General features: G+C 72.4%; 12 protein-coding genes. 9 read left to right on the forward strand and 3 right to left on the reverse strand.

What is annotated here, in order from left to right; translation table 11 throughout:
- The first annotated feature begins 29 nt into the window (after window positions 1–29).
- Window positions 30–1,229: a cytochrome P450 gene (locus ACTOQ2_RS33765; protein WP_440104873.1), complete on the forward strand. Its 1,200-nt coding sequence runs from the start codon at window positions 30–32 to the stop codon at window positions 1,227–1,229.
- Window positions 1,230–1,322: 93 nt separating this feature from the next.
- Window positions 1,323–2,522, forward strand: coding sequence for a pentapeptide repeat-containing protein (locus ACTOQ2_RS33770; RefSeq protein WP_440104874.1), 1,200 nt, complete (start codon window positions 1,323–1,325; stop codon window positions 2,520–2,522).
- A gap of 162 nt (window positions 2,523–2,684) precedes the next feature.
- Here the strand turns inward: ACTOQ2_RS33770 and ACTOQ2_RS33775 are convergent, their stop codons facing one another.
- On the reverse strand, window positions 2,685–4,973 hold the full coding sequence (locus ACTOQ2_RS33775) for an AAA family ATPase (RefSeq protein ID WP_440104875.1): 2,289 nt from the start codon (window positions 4,971–4,973) through the stop codon (window positions 2,685–2,687).
- A 164-nt stretch (window positions 4,974–5,137) separates the two neighbouring features.
- Between ACTOQ2_RS33775 and ACTOQ2_RS33780 the strand changes: the two genes are divergently transcribed.
- Window positions 5,138–5,929: an alpha/beta fold hydrolase gene (locus ACTOQ2_RS33780; RefSeq protein WP_440104876.1), complete on the forward strand. Its 792-nt coding sequence runs from the start codon at window positions 5,138–5,140 to the stop codon at window positions 5,927–5,929.
- A gap of 82 nt (window positions 5,930–6,011) precedes the next feature.
- On the forward strand, window positions 6,012–7,280 hold the full coding sequence (locus tag ACTOQ2_RS33785) for a M20 metallopeptidase family protein (RefSeq protein WP_440104877.1): 1,269 nt from the start codon (window positions 6,012–6,014) through the stop codon (window positions 7,278–7,280).
- A 62-nt stretch (window positions 7,281–7,342) separates the two neighbouring features.
- Here the strand turns inward: ACTOQ2_RS33785 and ACTOQ2_RS33790 are convergent, their stop codons facing one another.
- The gene (locus ACTOQ2_RS33790) at window positions 7,343–7,861 is read right to left on the reverse strand and encodes a winged helix-turn-helix transcriptional regulator (RefSeq protein ID WP_440104878.1); all 519 of its coding nucleotides are present in this window, start codon (window positions 7,859–7,861) and stop codon (window positions 7,343–7,345) included.
- Between the two features lie 108 nt (window positions 7,862–7,969).
- Between ACTOQ2_RS33790 and ACTOQ2_RS33795 the strand changes: the two genes are divergently transcribed.
- A complete protein-coding gene (locus ACTOQ2_RS33795; RefSeq protein WP_440104879.1) occupies window positions 7,970–8,755 on the forward strand; it encodes an SDR family oxidoreductase in 786 nt (261 codons plus the stop codon).
- Between the two features lie 150 nt (window positions 8,756–8,905).
- Window positions 8,906–9,238: a nuclear transport factor 2 family protein gene (locus tag ACTOQ2_RS33800; protein WP_440104880.1), complete on the forward strand. Its 333-nt coding sequence runs from the start codon at window positions 8,906–8,908 to the stop codon at window positions 9,236–9,238.
- 12 nt (window positions 9,239–9,250) lie between these two features.
- Here ACTOQ2_RS33800 and ACTOQ2_RS33805 read toward each other — a convergent pair whose 3' ends face one another.
- Window positions 9,251–10,645: an NAD(P)H-quinone dehydrogenase gene (locus ACTOQ2_RS33805; protein ID WP_440104882.1), complete on the reverse strand. Its 1,395-nt coding sequence runs from the start codon at window positions 10,643–10,645 to the stop codon at window positions 9,251–9,253.
- A gap of 153 nt (window positions 10,646–10,798) precedes the next feature.
- Here ACTOQ2_RS33805 and ACTOQ2_RS33810 point away from each other — a divergent pair, with 153 nt between their 5' ends.
- The 3 genes from ACTOQ2_RS33810 (at window position 10,799) to ACTOQ2_RS33820 (ending at window position 14,005) form a co-directional block, all read left to right on the forward strand.
- Window positions 10,799–11,251, forward strand: coding sequence for a gamma-glutamylcyclotransferase (locus ACTOQ2_RS33810; protein WP_440072590.1), 453 nt, complete (start codon window positions 10,799–10,801; stop codon window positions 11,249–11,251).
- Between the two features lie 238 nt (window positions 11,252–11,489).
- Window positions 11,490–12,293 (forward strand): purine-nucleoside phosphorylase, encoded by an 804-nt coding sequence (locus ACTOQ2_RS33815; RefSeq protein WP_440104883.1) that lies wholly within the window; start codon window positions 11,490–11,492, stop codon window positions 12,291–12,293.
- A gap of 68 nt (window positions 12,294–12,361) precedes the next feature.
- Entirely contained in the window at window positions 12,362–14,005 is a 1,644-nt protein-coding gene (locus ACTOQ2_RS33820) for a phospho-sugar mutase (RefSeq protein WP_440104885.1), read from the forward strand.
- The last annotated feature ends 71 nt before the right edge of the window (window positions 14,006–14,076 follow it).

The raw sequence follows: 14,076 nt of genomic DNA on the forward strand, positions 1-14,076 counted from the left end.
AACGCCCCAGGCCGACGAGAGGAACGATCATGGAGCACATCCTCACCACGCTGCCGGCCGCGCGCCGGCCCGGCTGCCCCTTCGACCCGCCCAAGGAGCTGGTCCAGGCCCGCAAGCACGGCCCGATCAGCCGCTACACCTTCCCCGACGGGCACGAGGGCTGGCTGGTCACCGGATACGACCTGGTCCGGTCGGTCCTGGCCGACTCGCGGTTCAGCTCGCGCAAGGAGCTCATGCGCCACCACCCGCTGATCGACTACGGCGACATCGAGGTCCCCCCGGCGCCGCCCGGCGAGTTCCTGCTGATGGACGATCCGCAGCACAGCCGCTACCGCAAACCGCTGGTGGGCAAGTTCACCGTACGGCGGATGCGGCTGCTCACCGAGCGCGTCGAGCAGGTCACCGCCGAGCACCTGGACGCGATGGAGAAGGCCGGGCCGACGGCGGACCTGGTGACCGCGTTCGCCAAGCCCATCCCCTCCGTCATCATCTGCGAGCTGCTGGGCGTGCCGTACGAGGACCGGGGCTCCTTCCAGGAGCACATCGACAAGTTCCTCGGCGGGGAGGCCGGCGACGAGGAACTGTTCGCGGCCTACGCGGCGACCCAGGAGTACCTCGCGGAGCTGGTGGCCGCCAAGCGCGCCGACCCCACCGACGACGTGCTCAGCGACCTCACCGACAGCGATCTGACCGACGAGGAGCTGCGGGGTGTCGCCCTGATCCTGCTGGCGGCCGGGTTCGACACCACCGCGAACATGCTGGCGCTGGGCACCTTCGCGCTGCTGCGGAACCCGGAGCAGCTGGCCGCGCTGCGCGCCGATCCCGGGCTCACCGACGGGGCCGTGGAGGAGCTGCTGCGGTATCTGAGCGTCGCCAAGCAGTTCCCGCGGGTCGCGCTGGAGGACGTCGAGCTGGGCGGCCGGACCATCAAGGCCGGCGCGACGGTCATCCTGTCCTACAACACCGCCAACCGCGACCCCGAGCGCTTCGCCGATCCCCACGCACTCGACCTGCGCAGGCAGGACGGCGGGCACCTGGCCTTCGGCCACGGCATCCACCAGTGCCTGGGCCAGCAGCTGGCCCGCGTCGAGATGCGGGTCGCCTTCCCCGCGCTGTTCGACCGCTTCCCCACGCTGCGCCTGGCCGTACCGGCCGAAGAGGTTCCCCTGCGCCCGGAGACCGCGGACATCTACGGGGTCAAGAGCCTCCCCGTCACCTGGGACGTGTGACCGCGAGCACCCGGCAGAAAAGGGTGCAAGCGGGTGTCTAGCGTGATGCAATGATCCGCTGACACGATCGGGGCTGCTTTGAAGGAGGCTCCCGTGCGTCGTTCCATCCCCCTGGCTCTCATTGCCGCGATCTTCGCGCTGTCGGGGACAGTGATCTCTCCCGCCCAGGCCGCGACCGGGCCGTGCAAGCCCGGTCAGGGCGCCGACCTGCGCGGCAAGGACTTCACCCGGGGGGCACAGCTCCCCGCCGTCCTGCGCTGCGCCGACCTGACCAAGGCCAAGCTGGACGGCGTGGAGCTGCTCCAGAAGGACCTCACCGGAGCGATCCTGCGCGACGCCTCGCTCAAGCAGGCCAACCTCACGCAGGCCACGCTGAAGTACGCCGACCTGCGGGGCGCCGACTTCACCGAGGCCGACCTGGGACAGATGCACGCCGACCACGCCGACCTGCGGGGCGCGATCCTGATCGACGCCGAGGCGGGGCAGGCGGAGTTCCCGCACGCGAACCTGACCGGGGCGACCCTGACCAGGGCCGAGCTGACCCAGGTCGACTTCACCAACGCCAAGCTGATCGACGCCGACCTGGAGGAGAGCACCCCCGGCCAGCTCAAGGCGCGCAAGGCCGACTTCACCAGGGCCAAGCTCCGCGAGGCCAAGATGAGCCAGGCGAACCTGCGCAACGCCACGTTCAAGGACGCCGACGTGAGCGAGGCCGAGTTCACCCAGGCCGAGCTGGACGGCGCCGACTTCACCGGCGCGCTGGTCCAGGACGCCTCCTTCGTCCAGGCCGACGACGTCGACCTCACCGGTTCCAAGGGCACCCCCACCGGTCTCACCGTCGCGGTGCCGACCTCGCTGCCCGACCTCGACATCTTCAAGACCGAGGAGAGGGAGGCCGCGGGTGACGAGTCCGGCTCGGGGAGCGGCGGCCCGTCCGTGGGACTGGTCATGGTCGTGCTCAGCGCCGTGGGCCTGGCGCTGACCGTGGTGGCCTGGGGCGTCAGCGCCCAGCGGCGGACCCGGCGCAACGCCCAGTTCGTCATGATGCGGCGCGGCGCCGAGGAGGACATCACCCGGCTGGGCGAGGGGATCGACCAGCTCGACTACGAGTTCCAGGTGAGCGGGCGCGGCGGCATGACCGCCGACCGCGACTGGCGCCTCGCCCTCGACGCCTACGAGGCGGCCAAGCAGGCTCTTCTGGTCGCCCGCCGTCCGGAGGAGCTGCACTTCGTGGCCCGCGCCGTCCGGGACGGCGGCGCCGCCCTGGACCGTCTCCGCTCCCGCGTGCACTAGAGCCTGTACGGACTTCGGATCGGCCGCTGGTCGGTCCTCTCCGGGATGACGGATGACGGATGACGGCCTGGAATGGATGTCGGACATGTCAGCCTCCCCGAGGCTGAAGGTCTCACTCTGGGAGGCGTAACTTCACCGTGCACGATTTTTATGTGGTGTGGGTCACAGCACCCAGCGAGCGGGGCCGCCCGGTGCGGGCTGGTACCGGAAGAGATGGCCGGTGCGCAGTGAAGCCCGCAGGTGGGCCCCGGCCAGGGGCGCCGCCGCCTCCACCCGTTTGACCGCCGTCCACAACGCCCGGGTCGCGTTGACCCGGGCCCGCTCGGCCTCGCTGGACTGGCCGCGGGCCCGCCCGCCCAGCCCGGTGGCCTTGCGCAGCTCGGCCAGCAGGGCGGTCCGCTCCTCCTGGACCACCCTTGCCCGTTCGGCGTCGCCGGCCCGGTCGGCCGCGTCGAGTTCCTCGGCGAGCGCCTCCAGCCGGCGCCGGTAGGCCGCGCGGGCGACGGCGTCGAGAATCGGGGCGCCGTGGGGGACGGCGAGGCCGGCTCCTCCTGCGACGAGGTCCAGCGCGGCGATCTCTCGCCTGGGCGCAGCCAGCAGGATCCGCAGATACTCCATGCCGCGTCCGTCACGCAACCGGGCTGCCTCGGTGCCGGCGTCCAGTCGCCAGCCCTCGCCGTCGCGGCGCAGAGACCACTCGTTCGCCGGTGGAGTCAGGGTGGTCAGGAACGCTCCCATGCCGAGGCGCTGCGCGATCGAGCGGGCCTGGTCCAGGTCTTCCTCCGCCCGGAGCAGGTCGCCTGCACCGTCGCGGGCGGTCAGCGCCCGTGCCCGGGCGGCCAGCGTGCCGGCGAGCCAGGGCAGCGCTCCGAGCCGTCGCTCCAGCGTCACCGCGACGTCCAGGTGGGTTATCGCGAGGTCGAGCCGGCCAAGTCGCGTGGCGAGCCGGCCCAGGTAGTCGTCGACCGGGCCGCTGATCATGTTAGCGCCGCCCGAAACGACCAAACGCCCGTGGTAGGGGGCCAGCGCGTCGTACAGGGCCTGGGCCTCCGCCGGTTCGCCGACCAGCGCCGCCACGATTGCCAGGTCGGCGCACACCCCGAGCCAGCGCGGCCCCGATCCGGCGAGAACAGCCGGCAGCAGTCGTTCGAGCTCAAGACTTGCCTCGTCGCCCCGCCCGGACTCGGCCAGTGCCCGGGCGGCGGCGGCCTCGAAGAAGTGACCGGGCAGCCGTCGGGCAAGGTCGTGCCAGGGAGCCACGAGCGAGCCGTACTCGCCGCGCATCATGGCCAGGGCGGCGCGCAGCGTCCCGACCAGGCGTTCCGTGTCCGCGAGCCCTGCACGCCCGCCCAGTACGCCCACCTCGGCGGCAAGCGTGGCCGCCGTGTCGAACCGTCCCCGGATCGTCGCCAGCATCGCCTGACGCGCCAGCACCACCACCGCCGCCTCGGAGTCGCCGGCCAGTGAGCTGGCCCGCGCGTAGGCCGTCAGCGCGGACTCGGCCGCCTCCAGTTCTCCCAGCTCTGCCAGGGCGATGAAACGCCAGAACAGTCCGCGCCGCTCGGCCTCGGCGTCCCCGGCCCGCCGGGCCTGCGTCACGATCTCCGACGCGGTGGCCAGCCGTTCGTGGGCGGCCGCGGGATCCCACAGCGCGTGCAGCCCGGAGTCGAGGACCTCGGCGATCGTGCCGGGAGTGCCGACCTCCCGGGCCAGCGTCACCGCCTCGTCGATCAGCGTACGCCGGCGCCGTCCGGCCGACGGGTCGCCCAGCAGTTCACGCGCGAGCCTGGCCAGCACACGGGCCCGGGAGCCAGGAGCCGGCGTGCGTTCGGCCGCGGCCTCCAGCAGACGGATGAGACCGGAGTCGAGATCGAGGAACTCCGTCCGCGACGGCGCGGTCAGCGCCAGGTGGAGGACCGGGTCGCAGGTGACGTCGAGCCGAGCCAGCTCATCGGCGAGGCCGAGTGCGGCTCCGGGCAGCCCGCCCGAGGCCAGCCACACCGCGTGGACCGCGTCGGCGGACAGGCCCGGGCTCAGCTCGGCGAGCTCCGGTTCCGTCAGGCCACGCAACCGCAGCTCCGGCTTCAGTCCGGTGGGTTCCACGGCGGTCGCGACCAGGATCGTCGCGCCGGACACGAGCCGATCCAGCAAGGCTGGGAAATCGACGGCGAACGTGTCGGCGTGGTCGACGTCGTCGATGAGGAGCAGGCGCGGGCCGTCAGCCGCCTGAGCAAGGTGATCCGGCGACTGAAGCCAGGACACGGTGGGCGCGGTCGCACGGAAAACCGGGATCTTCCGTTCGCGGGCCAGATCCACGGCGGCGTCGATCAGCGCTGACTTGCCCGAGCCGGGCGGACCGGTGACGACAAGCCGGCCGCTGTCCCCTGCCGCGGCCCGGTCGAGCAGCCGCGCCACTGCGGCGAGCTCCCTTTGGCGTCCGATCAAGGCCACCTGTGCAGCGTAACGGCTTGCCGCGACCGCCCCTTACCGGTTCTGAGGCTCTGCCCTCCGGCGCGCCTAACCGGCCCCGGATGGCTGTGGCCTGCGTCACGTACAAATCGTGCACCCCTCGGTTACGCCCTCTGGGTGAGATTCCTTTGCGAAAAGAGGGGGACATGACGGACACACGTGACATCCGGTTTTTCGGTGGCCTGGCCGGTGACATCCGGGGCACGGACGACGACCGCCCGCCGCTGGTCTTCCTGCACGGTCTCACGTACGACCGCCGCCAGTGGGGACCGCTGCTGGACGAACTGGCGACCGTCGATCCGGGCCGGCGGGTGCTCACACTCGACCTGCCCGGGCACGGGGGGTCGGCGCGATGGGACGGCTACGACCTCGACAAGGTCGTGGCCGCCCTCCACGCGGCGGTGACCGAGGCCGGACTCGCCGCGCCGATCGTCGTGGGGCACTCCCTCGGGGGCGTGCTGGTGACCAGGTACGCCGCGGCCCACGCGACCCGTGGCGTGGTCAACGTCGACCAGCCGTTGCTCGTGGGCAGGTTCGGCGATGTCCTGCGGCAGGCCGAACCGGTGCTACGCAGCCCGTCCTGGGGTGAGATCTGGGACCGGATGCTCGGCAACATGCAGGTCGACCGGTTGCCGCCGGCGGCGCGGGACCTGGTCTCCACGGCCACCGATCCGCGGCAGGACCTGCTCCTCGGCTACTGGAACGAGATCCTGGTCACCTCCGCCGAGGAGCTCGGCCGCCGCCAGACCCACGTGCTGGGCGTGATCCGGTCCAGCGGGGTGCCGTACCGCTACGTGACCGGCCATTCGCCGGATCCGGCGTACGAGGGATGGCTGAAGTCCGCCCTGCCGGACGTCACCGTCACCGTGCTGCCCGGCAGCGGCCACTTCCCGCACCTGGTGCACCCGCGCGAGATGGCCGGGATGCTGGCCGGCTGAGCCGGCCCGCTCCAAGACGTCCTTCCTCACCACATCCCCGCCGGCCGGGCCCGCCCGGCCGGCCTGACGATCGGAATGCTTGATGACGCTACCGAACCGGCTGCGCGACGACGCCGCAGCCCTGCAGGACGACCTGGTACGGCTGCGGCGTGACCTCCATCGGTACCCGGAGATCGGCCTCCACCTGCCGCGCACCCAGCTGGCGGTGCTGGACGAGCTGTCAGGGCTGGGGTTGGAGATCACCCTGGGCCGGTCGCTGAGCTCGGTGACCGCGGTGCTGCGCGGCGGGCGACCGGGCGAGGCGGATCCCGGCGGCGAAACCGCCCCCGCGGTGCTGCTGCGCGCCGACATGGACGCCCTGCCGATCACCGAGCTGACCGGGTTGGACCACGCGAGCCAGGTGGACGGCGCCATGCACGCCTGCGGGCACGACCTGCACACGGCGATGCTGGTCGGCGCGGCCCGGCTGCTCGGCGCGCACCGCGACGCGCTGGCCGGCGACGTGGTGTTCATGTTCCAGCCGGGCGAGGAGGGCTGGAACGGCGCCGCCCGCATGATCGAGGAAGGGGTGCTGGACGCGGCGGGACCACGGGTCTCCTCGGCGTACGGCATGCACGTGCGCTCGTACGGGACCCCCGCCGGCCTGTTCCGCAGCAGGCCCGGCCCGTTGATGGCGTCGACGGCGGAGCTCAGGGTGACCGTGCGCGGAGTCGGCGGGCACGCCTCCATGCCGCACCTGAGCCGCGACCCGGTCACGGTGGCGGCGGAGATCGTGACCTCGTTGCAGACCCTGGTCACCCGGCGCTTCGACGTCTTCGACCCGGTGGTCGTCACGGTCGGCTCCATCCATGCCGGGACCAAGTCCAACACCATTCCCGACACGGCCACGATCGACGCCACGGTACGCACCTTCTCGCCGGCGAACCAGACGCGGCTGCCTGGCGAGGTCACCCGGCTGTGCCTGCACATCGCCGAGGCGTACGGGCTGACCGCCGAGGTCGACTACATCGAGGGCTACCCGGTGACGGTGAACGACGAGGAGCAGTACGAGTTCGCCCGTACGGTGGTCTCCGAGGTGCTCGGCGCGGAACGGTTCGTCCCGATGGCGTCCCCGGTGAGCGCCGCGGAGGACTTCTCCGAGGTGCTCGACAAGGTGCCCGGCTGCTATCTCATCCTGGGCGCGAGCGCCGCGGACGATCCGGCCACGGCGCCGAGCAACCACAGCCCGCGAGCGGTGTTCGACGACGGAGTGCTCTCCGACGGCGCGCTGGTTCACGCGGAGCTGGCGATCCGGGCACTGCGCCGGCATGCGGGGCGGCGGTCGCCCGCCGCCCCGCATGGCACCTCCTGACGGCGTTACGGGAAGTGGGAGCACGGCGCGCACCGGTGCGGCGGACCACGAACCCGTCCACGTCAGACCCGGCTTCGGCTGACACCGCCGTTCCCGGGCGTGCGGGCGTAACGGGCGCGCATGATCTCGCTGGCGACGGGACCGGCGGCGAAGACGAACTCCTCGCTGGAGTCGAGGCGGCGGCCGGTGGCGGCGTCGACGACGGTGGGCTCGACCTCCTGGCCGGTGGCGGCGTCGACGAGGATCATGGCGCGCTGCGACGGGTCGAGCCGGGAGTTGCCCCAGGCCGCCAGGGCGACGAGCACCGGGCGCAGGGACCGGCCCAGCTCGGTCAGGACGTACTCGTGGCGGGTGGGGTTGGTCTGGTAGGCGCGGCGCTCCAGCAGCCCGTCGGCGACGAGGGTCTTGAGGCGGCTGGTCAGCATGCTGGAGGAGATGCCCAGGTTCTCCTGGAACTCGTCGAAGCGGGTGTAGCCGTCGAAGGCGTCGTGCAGGATCAGCAGCGTCCACCACTCCCCGACGTGGGCCACCGTCGTCGACAGCGGGCATTCACGATCTTCCAGTCTGATCCGGCTCGCCAATGTGACCCTCCTCAATAGTTACTGCTAAAGTCGAAGCGACTCACTCTTATTTTAGCAGTTACTGGGGGTGCGGGCCTCGCCATGTCCGCACCCGGGACGGAGCACACCGTGGAGACCTTCATCAGCGACTCGCTCGACGGGAGGCGCGCCCTGGTCACCGGCGGTACCAAGGGCACGGGCGCCGCCATCGCCAGGCGGCTCACGCAGGCCGGGGCCACGGTGCTGGTGACCGCCAGGACCCGGCCGGACGACATCGACCCCAAGCTGTTCGTCGCGGCCGACGTCTCCACCCGCGAGGGCACCGACAGTGTCGTCGAGCAGGTCCTCGACCGCCTCGGCGGCGTCGACATCCTGGTCCACAACCTCGGCGGCTCCGACGCGCCCTCCGGGGGCTTCGCCTCCCTGGACGACGAGGCGTGGGACAGGGAGCTCAACATCAACCTGCTGGGCGCCGTCCGCCTGGACCGCGGGCTCCTGCCCGGCATGATCGAGAACCGCTCCGGCGCGATCGTGCACATCTCCTCGATACAGCGCCGGATGCCGCTGCACGACGCGACGCTGGCCTACGCCGCGGCCAAGGGGGCGCTCACCGTCTACAGCAAGGGCCTGGCCAACGAGGTCGCCCCGCACGGGGTGCGGGTCAACTCCGTCGCCCCCGGCTTCATCCGGACGACGGCCGCCGACGATCTCGTCGACCGCATCGCCGCCGGCTCCGGCATCGACAAGGATGCCGCGCTGCGAAAGCTGATGGACTCCCTCGGGGGGATCCCCCTCGGACGCCCCAACCTCCCGGAGGAGGTCGCCGAGCTCGTCGCGTTCCTCGTCTCCGACCGCGCCGCCTCCATCGTCGGCGCCGAGCACGTCATCGACGGCGGCACCCTGCCGACCGTCTGACCCCGCCCACCGATCCGGCCATCTGATCCCAACCACCGATCGGGCCGTCCGACTCGACCGGTCCCACCCACCGATCCGGCCGCCTGACCCCACCGGTCCGGCCGTCCGGCCCGACCGATCTCACTCACCGACACGGAAGGAAACATCCCCATGTCCGACGTACCCACCGTCCCGAGCGCCGTCCGCCGCTACTTCGAGCTGGCCACCCTGCCCGACCAGGACGCCTACTTCGCGCTGTTCGCGGACGACGCGACCGTGGAGGACGAGGGCGCCGAGCACCACGGCATCGCCGCGATCCGCGCCTGGCGCACCAGCGTGCCCACCGTCACCTACACCGTCACCGACGTCGACCTCACCGGCGACGGCGCCACCCTGGTCACCGCGGACATCTCCGGCGACTTCCCCGGCAGCCCGGTGACCCTGCGGTTCCATTTCGAGTACGGCGACGACGGGCGCATCCGCGTCCTGCGCATCCGTCCCTGACTCCTGCGGCGGTCAGATGCCGCTGGGGGTCATCGGCTGCATGAGGCGGCGGGCGGCCTCGGTGACGGAGCCGGACAGGGAGGGGTAGACCGCGAAGGTGTGGGCGATCTGGTCGACCGTCAGCCGCTGCTGGACGGCGACCGAGACCGCCAGGATCAGCTCCGACGCGCGGGGGGCGACCACGACGCCGCCCAGGATGATGCCGGTGTTCGGGCGGCAGAACAGCTTCACGAAGCCGTCGTTGAACCCTTGCATCTTGGCGCGGGCGTTGGTGGCCAGCGGCAGCTTGACGATGTTGGCCTCGATCTCCCCGTTCTCGATCGCCCGCTCGGCGATGCCCACGGCGGCGATCTCGGGGTCGGTGAAGATGGCGGAGGCGACGGTGGCCAGGCGGAGCGGGTGCACAGCCTCGCCGAGGGCGTGCCAGACGGCGATCCGGCCCTGCATGGCGGCGACCGAGGCGAGCATCAGGACCCCGGTGCAGTCCCCGGCCGCGTAGACGCCGGGCGCGGAGGTGCGGGAGACCTTGTCGACCTGGATGAACCCGCCCCTGTCGAGGGTGACCCCGGCCTCCTCGAGGCCGATCCCCGCGGTGTTGGGGACCATGCCGACCGTCATGAGGCAGTGGCTGCCCTCGGCGGTCCGGCCGTCCTCCAGGGTGACGACCACGCCGTCCGGGGTGCGCTTGACGGACTCGGCGCGGGAACGGCCCATCACGTTCATGCCGCGGCGCCGGTAGACCTCTTCGAGGACCTCGGCGGCGTCGGCGTCCTCGTTCGGCATCATGCGGTCGCGGGAGGAGACGAGCGTGACCTCCGAGCCCAGCGAGCGGTAGGCGCCCGCGAACTCCGCGCCGGTGACGCCTGAGCCGACCACGATGAGGTGCTCGGGCAGCTCCTCCAGGTCGTACAGCTGGCGCCAGGTGAGGATGCGCTCGCCGTCGGGCTCGGCGCCGGTCAGGATGCGCGGGGTCGCGCCGGTCGCCACGATGACGACGTCCGCGCGGATCGTCCGGTCTCCGGCCCTGACCACCTGCGGGTCGACCAGCCGCCCCGGAGCCTTGATCACCTCGACGCCCTCCGCCGCCAGCCGGGCGGCGATGTCGGCGGACTGCGCGCGGGCGAGATCCTTGACGCGCCTGTTCACCAGCGGCATGTCGGCGATGACACCGCCGACGTCGCCGTCGGGGCCGCCGGTGTAGTGGACCCCCAGCATGCTGGCGTCGAGGAGCGCCTGCTTGCGCACCGAGGTGGCGATCAGCGTCTTGGACGGTACGCAGTCAGTGAGGACGCAGGCCCCGCCGGGGCCGTCCTGTTCGACCACGGTGACCTGCGCTCCCAGTTGGGCGGCGACCAGCGCCGCCTCGTATCCGCCGGGACCGCCACCGATGATCACTATCCTCGTCACATAGCCCATTCTCCCGCATGGTGGGACCGGACCTCGCTCGGCATCCCTCCTAAACCACGGAACCCCCACAAAACCACCGGGATTCCACGAGACATCGGCGTGGCTTCGAAGCCGGGTGAGCGTCTCGCGGATCTTGGATTAGTGTTTGTCTCCGTGCCTGTCTACGCCGCTTACGGCAGCAACATGGACCCGAAGCAGATGGCCCAGCGGGCCCCTCACTCCCCGATCAGGGGGACGGGCTGGCTCCAGGGCTGGCGCCTGACCTTCGGCGGGAACGACCTCGGCTGGGAGGGCGCGCTCGCCTCCATCGTCGAGGACGCCGCCCACCAGGTTTTCGTCGTCCTCTACGACGTGCCCGAGTGGGACGAGAGCTCTCTCGACCAGTGGGAGGGCGCGGCCCGCGGCCTCTACCACAAGGTCAAGCTCCGGGTGCAGACCATGGAGGGCGAGATCGTGGCGTGGTTCTACGTGCTCGACGGGTACGAGGGCGGGCTGCCCTCGGCCCGCTACCTCGGCATCCTGGCCGAGGCCGCCGAGCGCGCGGGTGCCCCCGACGACTACGTCAGGGAGCTGCGCGGCCGTCCCTGCACCTCCCTGGGGAGCTGAGGGCGACCTTCCCCGGGAACTCCCGGGGAGCCGGGGGCGCCGCTCGTCACCGGCCGCGCGAGCACGCGCGGAAGGCGGAAGTCCGCCGGGGAGGGCCCACCGGGAGCACCGGCCCGATCGGGCCGGGGGCCTGGTCGAGCGCGCCGCCCGCAGGAGACCTCGCAGGAGACGCAGGAGACGCAGGAGACGCAGGAGACACGGCGCGGCGCGAAGGCGGACGACCGGTACGCTCGGTGACGTGACCAATGACCCATACGTACTCGCCACCGACGCCGCGGACGCGCTGAGAAGCGCCGTCGGCGTGGATTCCTTCGACGTCGCGCTGGTGATGGGGTCCGGCTGGGTCCCGGCCGCCGACGCGATCGGCGAGACGGTCGCCGAGATCCCGGTGACCGACCTGCCCGGCTTCGCGCCGCCCGCCGTGCAGGGCCACGCGGGCCGGATCCGCGCCGTCAGGACCGAGTCGGGCAAGAACGCGCTGATCTTCCTCGGCCGCACCCACCTCTACGAGGGCCGCGGCGTGGAGCCGGTCGTGCACGGCGTGCGGACCGCGATCAGGGCCGGGGTGGGCACGGTCGTGCTGACCAACGCCGCCGGGGGCCTGCGCCCCGAGACCCAGGAGGTCGGCGAGGCGGTGCTGATCAGTGACCACATCAACCTGACCGGTGCCGGCCCGATCACCGGCGCCACCTTCGTCGACCTCACCGACGTCTACACCCCGCGCCTGCGCGAGCTGGCCCGCGAGGCCGACCCGTCGCTGGCCGAGGGCGTCTACGTGGCCTTCCGCGGCCCGACGTACGAGACCCCGGCCGAGGTCCGCATGTGCCGCATCCTCGGCGGCGACATGGTGGGCATGTCCACCGTGCTGGAGGCCATCGCGGCCCGCGAGGGCGGCGCCGACGTGCTGGGCATCTCCCTGGTCACGAACCCGGGTGCCGGGCTGGTGGGCGAGCCGCTCAACCACGAGGAGGTGCTGGAGGTCGGCCGGGCCACCGCCACCCGCATGGGCGGCCTGCTGGCCGCCGTCGTCGGCAAGCTGTAAGCCGGGTTTCAGGGATCAACAGGAGGCGGGCCCGGCGAGCGGACGGGCCCCGGCCCCGAGAGGTGACGATGAGCAGCGATCTCGCAGGGCTCGCCCGTTCCTGGCTGGCCCAGGACCCCGACCCCGACACGCGCGCGGAGCTGGAGAAGCTGCTGGAGAGCGGCGACGGCGACGCGCTGCGCGAGCGGTTCGGCTCCAGGCTGGAGTTCGGCACCGCCGGGCTCAGGGGCGAGCTGGGAGCCGGCCCCAACCGGATGAACCGGGTGACGGTCATGCGCGCCGCCGCCGGGCTGGCCCGCGTTCTCGGTCCCGGCAGACACGTCGTGATCGGCTACGACGCCCGGCACAAGTCGGACGCCTTCGCCCGCGACACCGCGGCCGTGCTCACCGGGGCCGGGCTGCGCGCCTCGCTCCTCCCCGGTCCGCTGCCCACCCCGGTGCTGGCCTTCGCCGTCCGCCACCTCGGCGCCGACGCGGGCGTGACCGTCACCGCCAGCCACAACCCGCCCCGCGACAACGGCTACAAGGTCTACTGGGGCGACGGCTCCCAGATCGTGCCGCCGGTGGACGCGGAGATCTCCGCCGCCATCGACGCGACGGGTCCTGTCTCCGAGCTGCCCCTCGGCTCCCCCGGCGACCCGGCCTGGAGCGAGCTGGACGACGGCATCGTGGCCGCCTACCTGGAGGCGGTGACCGCGCTCCCGATCGGCGGCGCACGGCAGCTGCGGGTGGCGTACACCCCGCTGCACGGCGTAGGCGGCGACACCCTGGTCAGGGCCTTCACCGCCGCCGGGTTCGACGCGCCCGCGATCGTCGCGGCGCAGGCCGAGCCCGATCCCGACTTCCCCACCGTCGCCTTCCCCAACCCGGAGGAGCCCGGCGCGATGGACCTGGCGCTGGAGCTCGCGGAGCGGGTCGGCGCCGATCTGGTCCTGGCCAACGACCCCGACGCGGACCGTTGCGCGGTGGGCGTGCCGCTGCCCGGCGGCGGCTACCGGATGCTGACCGGCGACGAGGTGGGCGCCCTGCTGGGCGAACACGTGATCCGGCAGACCTCGGGCGACGGCCGCCTGGTGGCGACCACCATCGTGTCCTCGTCCCTGCTCGGCAAGATCGCCGCCGGGTACGGGGTGCGTTACGCCGAGACCCTGACCGGCTTCAAGTGGATCATGAAGGCCGGGGAGGGCCTGCTGTTCGGGTACGAGGAGGCGCTGGGATACAGCGTCGGCTCCGACCTCGGGCTGCCCGTGCACGACAAGGACGGCATCGGCGCGGCGCTGACCGTGGCCGGGATCGCCGCGCGGGCCAAGCTGGAGGGCCGCGGCCTGCTCGACCTCCTGGACGACCTGGCACGCCGTCACGGCCTGCACGCCACGTCCCAGCTGTCGTTCCGGGTGGCCGACCTGTCGCTGATCACCGGGGCCATGGCCCGCCTGCGGGCCACGCCGCCCGCGCGGCTCGGCGGTCGCGAGGTCGAGGCGGCCGACGACCTGAGCCTCGGCGCGGGCGGGCTGCCGCCCACCGACGGCGTCCGCTACCACCTGGCCGGAGGCGCCCGGGTCGTCGTCCGCCCCTCGGGCACCGAGCCCAAGCTCAAGTGCTACCTGGAGGTCGTGGTCCCGGTGACCGGCGAGGTCTCCGCCGCCCGCGCGCTGGCTGTACGGGATCTCGACGCCCTGAAGGCCGACCTCACCGGGGCGCTCGGCCTCTGACCTGCCGGGGCCGGCGCGAGAAGGCGCCTGCGGCACGGCCGGCTGTCGGCGCGGCCCGCGACCGGCACGGC

It is taken from the genome of Streptosporangium sp. H16, from assembly GCF_051918855.1.
In the GTDB taxonomy this organism is placed as follows: domain Bacteria; phylum Actinomycetota; class Actinomycetes; order Streptosporangiales; family Streptosporangiaceae; genus Streptosporangium.